Consider the following 13993-nt stretch of genomic DNA (forward strand, 5'->3'; position numbering starts at 1 on the left):
GGGTAGTGTGGTACGTTTATTGGACTATTCGGTAGAAAAAGAAGAACAGCAAGAGAAACTGGAAGCGGCTACTAAGCTAGAAGCAAAGTCTGTATCTTTTCATTACGGAGAAACGGAAATACTGAAGGATATTCACCTGGAAGTAAAAGAAGGCGAGTTCATCGTTTTTATGGGGCCGAGCGGGTCGGGAAAGAGCACGCTCCTCCGGTTATTAGCAGGGTTATCACAGCCGAGATCCGGTGAAATTAGACTGAATCATCAAAGGCTGTCAGGTGTTTCAGAGGAGTTAGCGGTTGTCTTTCAAGATTACTCTTTGTTCCCTTGGCTAACGGCACAGGAAAATCTGGTGCTGGCATTAAAACAAAAACTGAAGAAAACAAAAACTAAAAAGGAGATTCAGCAGCTGGCAGAGGAATATTTGCAGCTCGTACAGTTAGAGCATGCAGTTAAGAAGTATCCGGGGGAACTTTCCGGCGGCATGAGACAGCGGGCGGCCATTGCACGCGCCCTCTCGCTAGGGACAGAAATTATCTTAATGGATGAACCGTTCGGGGCATTAGATCCACTTACACGGATCCAATTACAGGAGCTAGTAGTGGCAATCAATCGGGAGCAGAAAAGGACAATCGTATTTGTTACTCATGATGCAGAAGAGGCTATTTTTCTGGCCGATCGGATTGTCATGTTTTCCCCAGGTCCTCCCGGAATAATTGTAGAAACGATTGATGTGCCCTTTAGTAAACCAAGAAATCGAAAGCGGCTTTTTGATAGCAAGGAGTACATTGAATTTCGTGATTATTTATTAGGTGTTATGAATAAGGGCGTCCTAGAAAGATTGAATCAATCACAGCAACTTTTACCTGGAGAAGGGATTTAGGGGGGAGCGTATGAAGAGAAATTATTTAAAACAGTTGGCTTTAGGAGGCATCACTGCCATTGCATTATTTGGTTTGACAGCATGTGGAACCGATAAAAATACAGCGAATAATGCAAATACACCAGGCGAAGCAAAAGACCATTCACTGAAGGTTGGCTATCTCAAGGCGAATGGAGCCCCCCTTGCAGATATAGCCATTCAGGAAGGTTTTTTTGAGGAAGAAAATTTAGAAATTGAAATGGTGCCCTTTAACGCGTCGACTGACGGGGTGAATGCCCTGCAATCAAAGAAAATTGATGTGGGATTAACATTCGGTACCACGACCCCGCTTGCCTTTATTTCGCAAGGGGCAGATCTGGACATTATCGGCGGCCATATGGAAGGAGGGCATCCGATTTATGTACCTGAAGAAGACAAGGAGAAGTACCATTCTTTTGAAGACTACAAAGGGAAAATCATTGGTACTGTACGTTTAAGCGTGCCGGATATTATATTCCGTTCTGCGCTCGAACAGGCAGGCCTGGATTTGGAAAAGGATGTAGAAATTATTGAATTCAAAACGATGGCAAACCTTATTGAGGCAGCCGCATCACGTAAGGTAGAGGTAGCATTTGCCGGCTCGGGCTTTTTAACAAAGGCATTAACATCAGGCTTGGTGCCTGTGACGTGGAGTAACGATGTGCAGCCTGGTCATGTATGCTGTCGAGCAGTAACACGCGGTGATTATTCTAAAGAACAGGCGGTTGCATATAAGAAATTTTTGAAAGGTCTCATCCAAGCAGAGAGAATAAAATTAGAAACGCCGGAAAAAGCATTAGAGGCCTCAAGAGATCGCTTTAAACTGGATGATGAGACAGTGAATGAAATTGTAAATGAAGAGCATCTGATCAACTCGGCAGATCCTCATAAGCATCAGGTGGAACAGCTGTGGGAGCAGATGAAGAACCTTGGCTATGTAGAAAGCGGGGATGAAATCAATTTGAATGAACATTTCAATCTAACCTTCTATGAGGAAGCATTGAATGAACTAATTGAAGAGAACCCCGAGGATGACTATTACAAGCAGGTATTGAAGCGTTACAACGAGCAGAATGCATAGGAGGCAATAAAAATGGCAAATTTCTTTAAAAGGTATTCCATTACGGCAGCGATTGCCTTTTTATTAGTAGCTGCCTGGGTGATCATCACAACCTATAGCACACTTTTGAATCCAGTTATTTTCCCTCCTGCCTTGGATATAGTAAAGGCATTTATTAGTGCATTAGGTGAATTGATCCAGGGCTTCTTCAGCTCGATGAGGCTGCTCATTCCTGCACTGGCAGGGGCATTGGTTACCGGAATTGGCGGAGGACTTTATTTCGGTCTTCACGAAAAGGGAAGGGCTATTTTTTCTCCGTTTTTCCATACGCTTAGCCCGCTTCCGCCGACATTGTTTATACCGTATGCCATTGCGCTATTACCTACATTTAAATCAGCCTCCATCGCCATTTTATTTATCGGTGCTTTCTGGCCTATTTTCCTTGGGACAATTCAGGGAGTGATATTAATAGAGAAACATTACTGGGATAATGCAAAAACGATTGGCGTCAGGGGGAAAGATTTCATTTGGAAAGTCGTCCTGCCTGCTAGTGCCCCCCATATTTTAAGCGGTACAGGAACAGCCTTGACTTTATCTTTCATCGTGTTAATGATGGCAGAAATGTTTGGTGCGCAGTCCGGAATGGGGCATTTTATCGTTTACTATACCGATTTCTCACAGTATGATTACGTCCTTGCAGGATTGATCTTTAACAGTATTATTATCCTGACGATCATCGTCTTATTTGAAAAGGTAAAAAAGCGCATGTTGTTCTGGATGAATTTAAAAAGTGAGTGATTTACATTCCTATAAAAAAACTACTCAAGCTCATGATGAGCATTAGTGCGGTTCTATTTATCAGTGGCTGTCAAGATAGACAGGAGACAGTTCTATTTCTAGAAGTAGCGCTGAATAGCAATAAAGAAAGCGTCAAGGTAGATGAACCGTTCAAATTGATAATTGCCGTGCAGTACGGAGAAAAAGAGATTAGCAGAGATACAATCGTTGAAGTTGAATTTATAGAGAACGGTATTTCGCTGGGCTCTGTCAATCCCAGCTACTTAGGAAAAGGTAAGTATGAATTGGAAATGAAGTTTATATCGGAAGGTGAGCATATGGTAGTGGCGCATGTTGAGTATGAAGACTACTACGAGACAAGGTTTCTTTCCTTTCTGGTAACAGAATGAAGGTGGATATTCCAATGATTTACAGGCACAAATCATTGTTGAGCAAACTGATGCTTATACTTTTGTGCATAGCGGTAAGTTTTATGATTTACAATCAGACAGTACGTACACCGCATATTGATGCTTCCACTGAAAATGGCAGCCTAGCAGTGGATTTCACGCTGAGTGATCTGCAGGGACATTCCCACGCATTAACTGATTATGCGGGAAGGGGTGTAGTCGTGAATTTTTGGGCGACATATTGTCCTCCTTGTGAAAAAGAGATGCCTGCTATCGAAAGTGCCTATCAGGATTATAAACAACAAGGCATAGAGGTGCTTGCTGTGAATGTGGAAGAAACAATGCGAGTTGTACATCCATTCGTTTCAAAGAAGGAGATCAGCTTTCCTGTGCTGCTCGATCGTCATGGGGAAGTATTCTCTGACTATGAAGGATTAACTCTACCTATTACCTTTTTTATCGATGAAAAGGGGAAAATCGTAGAAAGAGTAAGCGGTGAAATGACAGAGCAAATGATGCGGACGAATATGGAAAAGATTAAGCCGGATTCTAATAAGTAATCTGATTTTGTAGGAAGGGGTGTTTTTATGAAGAAGCCATTATCGTTTTCTGCCTTCGTTATGAATACAGCGTCTCATATTCTTCATGGTCTATGGAGAGATGAGGAGGGACATCAAAAGGACTTCAATGATGTGGATTTATGGGTTTCATTAGCCCAGCGTCTTGAGGAAGGCGGCTTTGACATTATGTTCTTTGCGGATGTAGTCGGATTGTATGGGGATTACCGCGGAGATTGGAAGTTTCATGTAGAAAGCGGTCTGCAAATTCCGAGTAATGACCCACTCGTACTGCTTTCTGCTCTAGCGGTAAATACAAAACGTATTGGCCTTGCCTTTACTGCAGCGCCGTTGCAGGAGCCTCCCTTCAATTTTGCCCGGCGTGTTTCCACGCTAGATCATATTTCTAAAGGGCGTATTGGCTGGAACATTGTTACAAGCGCATTAGAAAATGCATTCCACAATTTCGGCCATGATGGATTGACTAAACATGACGAACGCTATGAATGGGCAGAGGAATATGTAGATGTATTATATAAATTATGGGAAGGGTCCTGGGATGAAGGGGCATTAGTGCAAAGCCGTGAAACAGGCGTTCATGCAGACCCGAATAAAGTGCATAAAATAAATCATGTAGGAAAGCGCTATAAGGTGGAAGGTCCGCATTTAGTGTCCCCATCACCGCAAAGAACACCTGTCCTGTTTCAGGCTGGCTCTTCTACTGCTGGAAAGAGCTTTTCATCGCGTAATGCAGAAGCAGTATTCATTATCGCACCTACCCCTGATATTGCTCGAACAGTAATTGAGGAAACACGGGCTTTAGCTGTTCAAAATGGCCGTGATGCGACAGATATCCGGTTTTATCAAGGACTACATTTCATTGTTGGGAAAACAATAGAAGAAGCGAAACGCAAGGCCGCCGAATTAGATGAAAAGATTGACTATCATATGATGATTGCTCACTCAGCAGGCGGATTGGGAATTGATTTTGGCCATGCAGATTTGGATACTCCCATTGAGGATATAGAAACAGAAGGCACGAAAAGTATTCTAGAATGGTTAAAGCAAAGTATAACAGGACGTAAGCCGGTCGTTGGAGATTTTGCCGAGCTCCGAAGCAGATCTGCCCGCATTGTAGGTACACCTGAGATGATTGCTGATCAGCTTGAGCTATGGAGAGAGGCGGGCGTTGATGGCATAAACGTTATCAATGCAACACTTCCAGGTTCTTATGATGAGTTTATTGATGCTATTCTTCCTATTTTACGAGAACGGGGGTTGGCGAAGGAACTGGAAGCAGTGGATGGAACACTTCGCTCTACTCTTTTTGGTACTGATCAGCTCAATGAACGCCATCCGGCTGCTAAATACAGAGGGGCTTTTGCCGAGACGGAGGTTGAACAGCATTTTTCAGGATGAAAAGGGTGTAATGAAATTTCTTTAAAACGATAACTGAGTAAACTACTTTGTTTAGTAACTGAGTGTGAGATAAAGTATTTTGATTTTAAGTTGGTAAGTAAGCGACAGAAAACGTGTGAAAAAAGGGGGATACTGATGGGATCTGCAAAGGACACAATTATTGAAAAGCTGCTGGAGGACGTACAGAAAATCCAGTATGGTTCAGTGATAATTACAGTACATGAAGGAGAAATTACACAGATGGATATAACGGAAAAGAAACGCTTCCCAACTTCAAAAAAGCAGAAGTAAAAAAGAGGAACGAGTTTTCCTTCCTCTCAGCCTATTGACAAACGTTTTCATACAGCGTTGCTTGCCTCGCTCGTCCTCTCATGAACTTAGGTTCTATTCGAGTCTTCGCTCGACGCGCGCCTTGTCTGGCAAGCGTTTTCAAGACAGGCTGAGTAAAAGATTGTTTTATAAAATGGCCTAAAAAATGTGAAGACAAAGTCTTTTTTGACTTTGTCTTCACTCTTAGAGGAAGGAGCTTTCCTTCCTCTATAAGGTTTCAGCTTTTTCAGGCAATCCTGCTCTAGCAGCGAAGTTGATTTATTTAACTAACCGGGCAAGACTCTCAGCCCGTTTTACGATATACTCAATCGGTTTTTCATCGCAAAGCTTGAACTGGACTGCCGGGAATGTCTCTTTGACTTTACTTGTAACTAAGTCATAGATAGCGGAGATATTTTTTAATACGCCACCGTTTACATAGAATGGATGAGTATTTCCGCCGCACTCTGCCTTTCGTAAGGCTGCCGTTGCAAGCAGTGCCAGCTCTTCTGCTGCTTTAACAGCAATCACTCTAGCTGCTCTATCGCCTCGCTCCGCTGCTGGCTGAAGGTGTGAACTGAGGCTGGCGAGCCGGGCATTTGTATAGTCTGCCCTGTACAGCCAATTCATGAACGCAGGAACATCTGCTAAATGATTAGCTTCCAGTACGAAATCAGCCAGTATAGTTGGTGCAGCACGGCCATCTTCAGCCTGGAAGATGGCTTTTGCTATTTGTCTTCCAATCCAGTACCCGCTTCCTTCATCTCCTGCACGATGCCCCCAGCCTCCAGTACGAACAATTTCATTCCCATTATAACTAAAGCAAATAGCTCCTGTTCCTGAAATTAGGAGAGAGGCCGGGCGTCTATCAGCTAATCCTAGCAGTGTGGCTTCCACGTCGTTTTCGATGATAAGATTTCTGACGGTGAAACCGGTATGCTGAATACTGGCTTCAATCAGCTGCTGCATAACTTTTGCATCTTCGTTCGTATCAATACCGGCAATGGCAAATACCGCAACTGTAATCTCACGTTCAGAAACAGTCCTTTTAGCATCCGATAGTAAAACTTCAAAGAGATGCTGTACACGCTCCCCACCGATTGCCTGATAATTCGATCCGGTCGACGTTGTAGAAAATAGCTCTCGCCCATCTTCTGTCCTGAGTGTCATCGTTGTTTTTGTCGCGCCGCCATCGACTGCTAATATGACTTGTTTCAATCCGCATCCCATCCTTGTAGAATAACTTCTAGCTTTCGCTCTGCCTCTGTGATTGCACCCACTTTATCCGTTACCCACTCTAGCAGGGTAGCAGAATCCTTTTCGGCAATTTCTAAGGAGCGGCGCATTGTTTCTGGAGCAGGACCCCCAAGCAATGTACGCACTTGAACGAAATACTCAGGTTTCAGCGCATTGTAGAATTCTTTTTTTGAAATATGCAGCGGCTTTCCCGTTACTTCCAAGGCTTTCTCATTAGCAATTTCCCATGTCAGATTTCCAAGTGACTCTTCTTCCGATTCCATCAAGGCACGTACACACTTGCTAACGATGCTGTGTGATTGGCGGAATGAGATTTTTTCAGAACGAACAAGCGTATCGGCTAGCTCCGTTACATTAGCGAAGCTATTCTTCGCCCGTTCTAGCAGGCTTTCCTTATTCACATTCATCGTGAGAACAAGGCTGCCAAACAGCTTATAAATGCCAATGAGCCGATCCATTGCCCGCCATAAAAAGGGCTGCATATCATCCTCTGTATCAACAATGTCTCCAAATGGCGTATTATGAATCATCTGCAGGACGGTGCCTGTATCGCCTACGACAGAAGAAAGTAGAGAGCGAGTATGCTCAATGGATACTGGATTCCGCTTCTGCGGCATGATTGAACTAACTTGAACGTAAGGGCTTGCCAAACGAAATGCATTGAATTCTTGTGTGGCCCATAATAGGAAGTCCTGCGATGTCCGGCCAAGATTGAGCGCAGCCAATTGAATAACACTCGCCGCTTCCGCGATATAATCTGCGCCTGCTACGGCGTCCCATGCATTTTCAATTAACCCATCGAATGCAAGGAGCTCCTGCATGCGTTCTCGGCTGATAGCAAAGCCCGTTGTCGTAAGAGCTGCAGCACCCATGCTGCTCTTATTAATGGTACCAAAGGCGGCCTGCATGCGATGAAAATCGCGTGTCAGCTGATTGATGACTGCCTTCAGATAATGAGCAAATGTAGTAGGCTGCGCCTGCTGCGTATGGGTATAGCCAATCATGATTGTATCGACATGTTCGTTGGCGAATGCAATGAGGGAAGCCCGCAGACGCAGAAGCTCCTCCATAACGGACAACATTTTCTTTCGCAGTGTCATGCGATAAATCGCAATTCCCATATCATTTCTACTTCTGGCGATGTGTAGATTTCCTGCTACATCCCCGCCAAGCTCAATCAATTTATCTTCAATCCGGAAAAACAAATCTTCAAATTGGGGACTATATTCTCCGGTTTTAAAATATTCCAAATCGAGTCTTTTCAATGCCTTGCCAATATTCTTCGCGTCTTCTGCTGTAACCAGCTTTTGCTCTTCCAACATTTTTAGATGCGCCACATGAATCTGCATCATGGATGTTAAAAAACGTTGTTTTGCCTCATTATAGGCAGGCTGTAGAACCATTTGACGATAACTGTTTGACGGAAAGTTGGTGCCTTCTACTTCATTAATATGATTTTTATAATCTTGAAAAAACATAACATCATCTGCCTCCATTAGATGCTGTGAAATCATTATATTGCAGAGCCGGCCGAACCTTTAGACAGTTTTTCAGAAATCAACAGAACAATCAAAATCAAGAGTATTTGAAGTACACCGTATGCACATGCCGTACCAAATTTGAAGGCATACAGCTTTTGGAATATAGCAACTGATAAAGGAATCGTTGTTGTGCTATATAGTAAGATAGACGCTACAAATTCTCCAATGCTTTGTACGAGCGCCAGCAAGGTACCAGCGATGATGCCGGATAGGGTCAACGGCAGGACGATTCTTCTGAATGTATACCACCAGCTTGCTCCCAAACTGCGTGATGCCTCTTCGACAGATTGATCCAGCTGCAGCAAGGAAGCCGAGGTAGAGCGGAATACGAGCGGCAAGTGCCGGACGAAATAGGCAAGCGGCAAAATCCAGAACGTTCCGATCAGTACTTGATTAAAGGCAAATGGACTTTCCGTACTGAAGGCGGCAATCAGGTTAACAGCGACGACTGTTCCGGGCAATGCCCACGGAATCATAATGAGTGTATCAAGCAGTGATTTTCCTTTAAAGCTCAATCGTACCATCGCATAGGCAGCCGCAACCCCGAATAGGATATTACCGACCGTGGCAACAGCCCCCATCTGAATTGAATTCCAAATCGGCCGCCATGTTCGTTCATCCGTAAATAGCGCTTTATAATGAGCCAGCGTATAGTCTGTCGGCAAGATCTGAATCGTCCAAGAACCATCTTTCGAGAAGGAGATAAGGATCAGTACCAATATTGGTAAGATAAGAATCAATGTCCCGGCAAAAGATAGAATAATAGAAATGGTCTTTAATGGTTTTGACGTAACTTCTGAGCGGTGAACGCTGACCCCTTTACTCAGATTTTGGTAGTTGCGGCGGTTTTGGTACCATCGCATGATTAATAAAAACAGGATAGAGACAATCGATAGAATGGTCGATTGTGTTGCTGCCATATCCAAATTCCCGTTTGTTCGGGCCAAATAGATCTGCATTGTCATCGTCCGCTCGACGCCGAACATGAGTGGTGCTGTATAGGAAGCCATGGACACCATAAAGACGAGCAGGGAAGAGGCAATGATAGAAGGTGTCAGCATGGGCAAAATGACTTTTGTCCAAACTCGGATTCGACCGGCTCCCAAGCTTGTTGCCGCCTCTTCCAATGATGGATCAAGCCCCTTAATGGCAGCGGATGCCGTTAAATAAAAATATGTGTACATTGTAAATGTGTGCACGACGACAACGCCCCAAATGCCTTTTAGTGAAAAAGGTACTTCATCAAGCGAGAATAGATGCTGAAAGAAGCGGGGGAAGATTCCGCTCTCTCCATATAAAAAAGTAAAAGAAAGTACACCGACAAGGGGAGGAAGCGCCATCGGGACTAGTACAAGAACAGACAGCAATCTACGCCCCGGGAACTCATAACGCTCCAGAAGGAATGCCATTGTTACTCCAACCACTGCACAGCAAATGACACTAATGATAGAGATATAGACGCTGTTCCATAACGCTTCTAAGTTAGCGGTACTCTCCAGACTGAAAAACTTACGATAGTTTGCAAGCGTATCATCGCCCGCAAAGCTTTGCAGAAAGGTGGAATAAAATGGGTATACTACATAGGCAAATAAAATAAGAAATAGCGGTGAAATCAATAGATAGACGAAATAAGGTGACTGGGTGGCACGGGACCACCAGCTTCTTTGGTATTCAGCTTGCTGTTTCATCCTTGTCGCCTCCTATTCAGCCAGGAAATAAAGATTTCTTGGTGGGATATGTAGTTCAATCTCGTCTCCGACTGCCTTGATGGCACTGCCTCCATTAATGATCATTGCTTTTAAGGAAGTACCATTTACATGAACGATATAATTGACACTTAGGCCGGTGAATTCTACAAATTCAATCGTACCTTTTACTGTGTTATCGCCAGGGCCTGCTTCAAATGCTTCAGGGCGGATAGAAACATGGATGGTACTGCCTGCTGTCAGTTGTACTTCTTTAGCAGCACCGTTTACAAGTCCACGTAGGATGAGTCCATTCTCACTCTCGACGGTTACTACATCTCCCTCAATAGAAGATACCTTCATCTCTAGCATATTGGTCTCCCCAATAAACGTTGCCACAAAACGGTTATTTGGCTTATGATAAATTTCCTGCGGAGTGCCGACTTGCTTAACAAGCCCGGCCTCCATTACCATAATTCGGTCAGACATGGACATGGCCTCTGTTTGGTCGTGTGTAACATAAATAGTCGTGACACCGAGTTCTGTTTGGATGCGCTTAATTTCTACCCGTGTTTCCTCACGAAGTTTGGCATCTAAATTAGAAAGTGGTTCGTCCAATAACAGGATATCGGGTTCGATGACGAGAGCACGTGCCAAGGCAACGCGCTGCTGCTGCCCGCCGGAAAGCTCATTAATTTTTCTGCTGCCATACTGTGCAAGGTGAACAAGTCCGCGAATGCGGTCTACCTTCTGACGGATATCGCTCTTTGGCAGCTTTCTTACTTGTAGTCCAAAGGCAATGTTTTCATCGACCGTCATATGAGGAAACAACGCATAGTTTTGAAATACCATGCCGATATTACGTCTATTCGGCTGTAATGTCGTGACATCCTGCCCGTCAAAATAGACTTTTCCTGTAGTAGGGTAATAGAATCCAGCAATCATGCGCAGCGTTGTCGTTTTACCACAGCCGCTCGGGCCTAAAAATGTAAAAAATTCTCCGGGCTTTACTTCGAGATTCAGTTCACTAACGCCTAGCACGTCTCCAAATTTCTTTGTTACATTTTCTATTCGAACACTTTTCATGATCATGCACCACCTTTTGAAGGATAGATAGGAGAAAAGGGCTGAACCGTATAACGGAGCAACCCTTTTTTGAGAGAATAAGAAACTATAGGATTTCAATTGGGAGAATATCCAGTTCCCGGGAAAGCAATTTTTAGCTACTCACCTTTTCCTTTTATATTTGTATCCCAGTATTCCATCCATTCTGCTTCTTTATCAGCCATTACCTGCCAGTCAATATCAAATGTTTTCAAATCAAGCTCCTGGTACCAATCAGGCATTGCGGCCAGATCGATATCCGTGCGGGTCGGAATTTGGTAGTAATTATGGGCAAGCTCTGTCATTACTTCCTTGTCAAATAGGAACTCAACAAACAGTTTTGCATTCTCCATATTTTTTGCATTTTTGATGATACCGACTCCATCTACGAGAATCGGGGCCCCACTCTTTGGATAGATATAATCAAATGGATAGTCAGTCGTATACTTTTTCAATAAAATATCCTGCAGGTTCCAAAGAGAAAGTGTTCCTTCCTGCCGCGTCAGCTTCAAATAAAGAGCGTTCGGATCTTGTGTGTATTCCTTTGTATTGGCATCCAGCTTTTCTAGCCATTCATAGCCTTTTTCGGGTGTATCTGCCCCTTGACGATAAATCATGGAGGAGTAGATCGTACGCATTGTACCTGATGCCAGAACACCACGGATTAATATTTCATCCTTCCATTTAGAATCGAGTAAATCATCCCAATCTTGCGGTCCTTCCTCCGGTGAAAGCACGTCGCTGTTAATCATAATGACTTCCGGCAGGAGCATTTCACCGATCCACCGATTCTCGCTATCTCGGTGCTGGTCATCAATAGCCGAAGCAAAGGATGGTTCCCATGATTCAAGCAAATCTTCCTCGGCTGCCACCATCATCGCCGCCTGTGTGCCTCCCCACCAGAAATCGCCCTGCGGATTGGCCTTTTCACCACGGGCACGTTCTAGAATTTGCTGGGCCCCCATCGTTATAAACTCTACTTTGATATCTGGGTAGCGCTCATTGAATTTTTCAATGACTTCTTGCACCATTCCCTCATCCCGTCCCGTGTAAATTACGAGATTGCCAGATGGATTTTCCTCCGTACCAGCACTATCATCGCTGCTTTCCTTACCCGTATCTTCCGATTCCTCATTACAAGCAGCTAACATTACGACGAGCAATACGAGTAATAAAGAAAGTAATCCCCATCTTTTCATACGTAACAGCCTCCTTGTTCTTTAATTTAGACATATATGGATAAATGCATTTTTCGCATTTATTTGAAAATTTGAAATATAATTTAATCTTATTTCTTTTTAGTAAAAAAAGTCAATGAGCCCTAAAGGTTAGCGGAGAAAGGAAGGGCTATGCAAAAAGGACGATTACTTTCTTTCCAGTCTATGACTTTCTGGGCATAAAAATAACTTTACCGTGAGCACAGTAAAGTTAAAGTGGAGATAGAGCCAATGTACAGCGTTATCTCCTTGTGAATGTTTATGTTGAAGATTCCATGCTGCTGACTTTCAGCTATAATGTTATACTTATCGCATTTTGAGCGTTTATGTAGTTTACATGGCACGCCCCGAGCTGATTTTCTTTGTAGACAGAAGAAAAAGAGGCATCTGAAAAATTATCAGGGATGCCTCATTATTGAAAAAGTATTAAGTGAATATCTGGTAATAAGCAAAAAGGGCTTCCCGTTAATTATGGCGCTGCGCAAATCCCTTTATCTGCATATCAAGCTGTATATTCCTTATCAATAATTAGGATAGGTTTAATTACGGAGCCGTTTGCAGAGTCTGCGAAGGCCTGGTCTATATCTTCAAGATCATAAAATTTCACCATTTTTTCAATTGGGAATTGACCATTCTTATAGAAAGTCACAAGTTTGGGAATAAGTAATTGTGGAACCGCATCGCCCTCAATAACGCCCCGTAAGGTTAATGCATTCGCTACTACATCATTAAATACATTAAACGTCAGGTCTCGTTTACCGACAGCAACTGTTGCACATGTACCTTTTACACGGAGGCAGCGCAGGCTGGCTAATGTAACTTCTGGGACGCCCGTCGTTTCGAAGGAGTAGTGTGCACCTTTTTCGGTAATTTCTTTAATCTTTTCAACCGGATCTTCATTTTTAGAATTGATTGTATGTGTGGCTCCCAGCTCTTTTGCCAGCTCTAGACGACTATCGTGAATATCCACCGCAATGATTGGGTAACACCCAGCAATTTTTGCAGCCAATAATCCGCTTAACCCTACAGCACCCGTACCAAATACAACAAAGCTGTTACCTGGTTCGGGATCTAGAGAATTTAATACTGTTCCGCTGCCAGTCATGATTCCGCAGCCAAATGGGCCTAAATAACGTAAATCTACGCTTTTATCCACTTTCACAATATTTTTTTCATCTACTGTTGTATATGTCGCAAAGGAAGATTGACCGAAGAATTGAGATACTTCCGCGTTTTCCTCTGTTGAAAGTGGCGTCACACCCCGCTGGTTTTTACCGCCAAAGTTAAGTGGAATCATATTTTCACAGCCGCCTGCGTTACCTTCTAAGCAGTTGTCACAAGAACCACAATAAGAAAAACCTAAAACTACATGATCGCCCGGCTTTACGGTAGATACGTTGGCCCCTACTTTTTCTACAATCCCTGAGCCTTCATGTCCCAATACTACGGGATATGGTACTGGAATTGTATGATCTAGAACAGTTGCATCCGTATGACAAACACCTGAAGCAACAAGACGAACCATTACTTCGCCTGCCTGTGGTTCAGCTAAGTGTAAGCTTTGTTTTTGGAAATGCTTTTCTGGAGTTGTCATCATAGCCTGAATTTTCATATGAATACCTCTCAATAGTTTATTTTTTCTTTCATTAAAAGGATGTGTAATATTAGGCAAAATATACATTACATATCAATCCAATTAAACACCTGTAAACATGAGAGGCTAATTTTTCATTGCTTTATGTCGGTTCTGGGAAAGGTATTG

13 protein-coding genes are annotated in these 13993 nt (G+C 43.4%); 7 read left to right on the forward strand and 6 right to left on the reverse strand.

The features are described from left to right. Nucleotides 1-7 precede the first annotated feature (7 nt). The 7 genes from AA0Y26_RS00075 to AA0Y26_RS00105 all read left to right on the forward strand — a co-directional run bounded on the left by AA0Y26_RS00075 (nucleotide 8) and on the right by AA0Y26_RS00105 (nucleotide 5409). Nucleotides 8-877 (forward strand): ABC transporter ATP-binding protein, encoded by an 870-nt coding sequence (locus AA0Y26_RS00075; protein ID WP_413364289.1) that lies wholly within the window; start codon nucleotides 8-10, stop codon nucleotides 875-877. A 10-nt stretch (nucleotides 878-887) separates the two neighbouring features. Then, nucleotides 888-1976 carry an ABC transporter substrate-binding protein gene (locus AA0Y26_RS00080; RefSeq protein ID WP_413364290.1) on the forward strand — a complete coding sequence of 363 codons (1089 nt, stop codon included), beginning with the start codon at nucleotides 888-890 and terminating at the stop codon, nucleotides 1974-1976. A 12-nt stretch (nucleotides 1977-1988) separates the two neighbouring features. Beyond that, complete coding sequence (locus AA0Y26_RS00085) at nucleotides 1989-2753, forward strand: ABC transporter permease (RefSeq protein ID WP_413364291.1); 765 nt, start codon at nucleotides 1989-1991, stop codon at nucleotides 2751-2753. Between the two features lie 32 nt (nucleotides 2754-2785). Continuing rightward, complete coding sequence (locus tag AA0Y26_RS00090) at nucleotides 2786-3142, forward strand: hypothetical protein (protein ID WP_413364292.1); 357 nt, start codon at nucleotides 2786-2788, stop codon at nucleotides 3140-3142. Nucleotides 3143-3156: 14 nt separating this feature from the next. Then, a complete protein-coding gene (gene resA, locus AA0Y26_RS00095) occupies nucleotides 3157-3702 on the forward strand; it encodes a thiol-disulfide oxidoreductase ResA (RefSeq protein ID WP_413364293.1) in 546 nt (181 codons plus the stop codon). A 27-nt stretch (nucleotides 3703-3729) separates the two neighbouring features. Next, on the forward strand, nucleotides 3730-5118 hold the full coding sequence (locus tag AA0Y26_RS00100) for an LLM class flavin-dependent oxidoreductase (RefSeq protein ID WP_413364294.1): 1389 nt from the start codon (nucleotides 3730-3732) through the stop codon (nucleotides 5116-5118). A gap of 135 nt (nucleotides 5119-5253) precedes the next feature. After that, nucleotides 5254-5409, forward strand: a complete 156-nt coding sequence (locus tag AA0Y26_RS00105; RefSeq protein ID WP_413364295.1) for a YezD family protein — start codon at nucleotides 5254-5256, stop codon at nucleotides 5407-5409. A 297-nt stretch (nucleotides 5410-5706) separates the two neighbouring features. On the opposite strand, the gene AA0Y26_RS00110 is transcribed toward AA0Y26_RS00105, so the two are convergent. The 6 genes from AA0Y26_RS00110 to AA0Y26_RS00135 form a co-directional block, all read right to left on the reverse strand. Further along, entirely contained in the window at nucleotides 5707-6645 is a 939-nt protein-coding gene (locus AA0Y26_RS00110; protein WP_413364296.1) for an N-acetylglucosamine kinase, read from the reverse strand. After that, a complete protein-coding gene (gene argH, locus AA0Y26_RS00115; protein ID WP_413364297.1) occupies nucleotides 6642-8162 on the reverse strand; it encodes an argininosuccinate lyase in 1521 nt (506 codons plus the stop codon). Before argH ends, AA0Y26_RS00110 begins: the two co-directional genes overlap by 4 nt. Nucleotides 8163-8197: 35 nt before the next feature. Beyond that, complete coding sequence (locus AA0Y26_RS00120) at nucleotides 8198-9913, reverse strand: ABC transporter permease (protein ID WP_413364298.1); 1716 nt, start codon at nucleotides 9911-9913, stop codon at nucleotides 8198-8200. A 12-nt stretch (nucleotides 9914-9925) separates the two neighbouring features. Then, complete coding sequence (locus AA0Y26_RS00125) at nucleotides 9926-10996, reverse strand: ABC transporter ATP-binding protein (protein WP_413364299.1); 1071 nt, start codon at nucleotides 10994-10996, stop codon at nucleotides 9926-9928. 137 nt (nucleotides 10997-11133) lie between these two features. Continuing rightward, nucleotides 11134-12213, reverse strand: coding sequence for an extracellular solute-binding protein (locus AA0Y26_RS00130; RefSeq protein ID WP_413364300.1), 1080 nt, complete (start codon nucleotides 12211-12213; stop codon nucleotides 11134-11136). A gap of 520 nt (nucleotides 12214-12733) precedes the next feature. Then, nucleotides 12734-13843, reverse strand: a complete 1110-nt coding sequence (locus AA0Y26_RS00135; RefSeq protein WP_413364301.1) for an NAD(P)-dependent alcohol dehydrogenase — start codon at nucleotides 13841-13843, stop codon at nucleotides 12734-12736. Nucleotides 13844-13993: the final 150 nt, after the last annotated feature.

It is taken from the genome of Lysinibacillus canaveralius, from assembly GCF_047301505.1.
GTDB lineage: Bacteria > Bacillota > Bacilli > Bacillales_A > Planococcaceae > Lysinibacillus_B.

Coding starts and splice junctions, on each gene's coding strand:
- argH (WP_413364297.1), bottom strand. CDS start 8,162: ATGTTTTTTCAAGATTATAAAAATCATATTAATGAAGTAGAAGGCACC.
- AA0Y26_RS00125 (WP_413364299.1), bottom strand. CDS start 10,996: ATGAAAAGTGTTCGAATAGAAAATGTAACAAAGAAATTTGGAGACGTG.
- AA0Y26_RS00090 (WP_413364292.1), top strand. CDS start 2,786: ATGATGAGCATTAGTGCGGTTCTATTTATCAGTGGCTGTCAAGATAGA.
- AA0Y26_RS00085 (WP_413364291.1), top strand. CDS start 1,989: ATGGCAAATTTCTTTAAAAGGTATTCCATTACGGCAGCGATTGCCTTT.
- AA0Y26_RS00135 (WP_413364301.1), bottom strand. CDS start 13,843: ATGAAAATTCAGGCTATGATGACAACTCCAGAAAAGCATTTCCAAAAA.
- resA (WP_413364293.1), top strand. CDS start 3,157: ATGATTTACAGGCACAAATCATTGTTGAGCAAACTGATGCTTATACTT.
- AA0Y26_RS00100 (WP_413364294.1), top strand. CDS start 3,730: ATGAAGAAGCCATTATCGTTTTCTGCCTTCGTTATGAATACAGCGTCT.
- AA0Y26_RS00130 (WP_413364300.1), bottom strand. CDS start 12,213: ATGAAAAGATGGGGATTACTTTCTTTATTACTCGTATTGCTCGTCGTA.
- AA0Y26_RS00105 (WP_413364295.1), top strand. CDS start 5,254: ATGGGATCTGCAAAGGACACAATTATTGAAAAGCTGCTGGAGGACGTA.
- AA0Y26_RS00080 (WP_413364290.1), top strand. CDS start 888: ATGAAGAGAAATTATTTAAAACAGTTGGCTTTAGGAGGCATCACTGCC.
- AA0Y26_RS00120 (WP_413364298.1), bottom strand. CDS start 9,913: ATGAAACAGCAAGCTGAATACCAAAGAAGCTGGTGGTCCCGTGCCACC.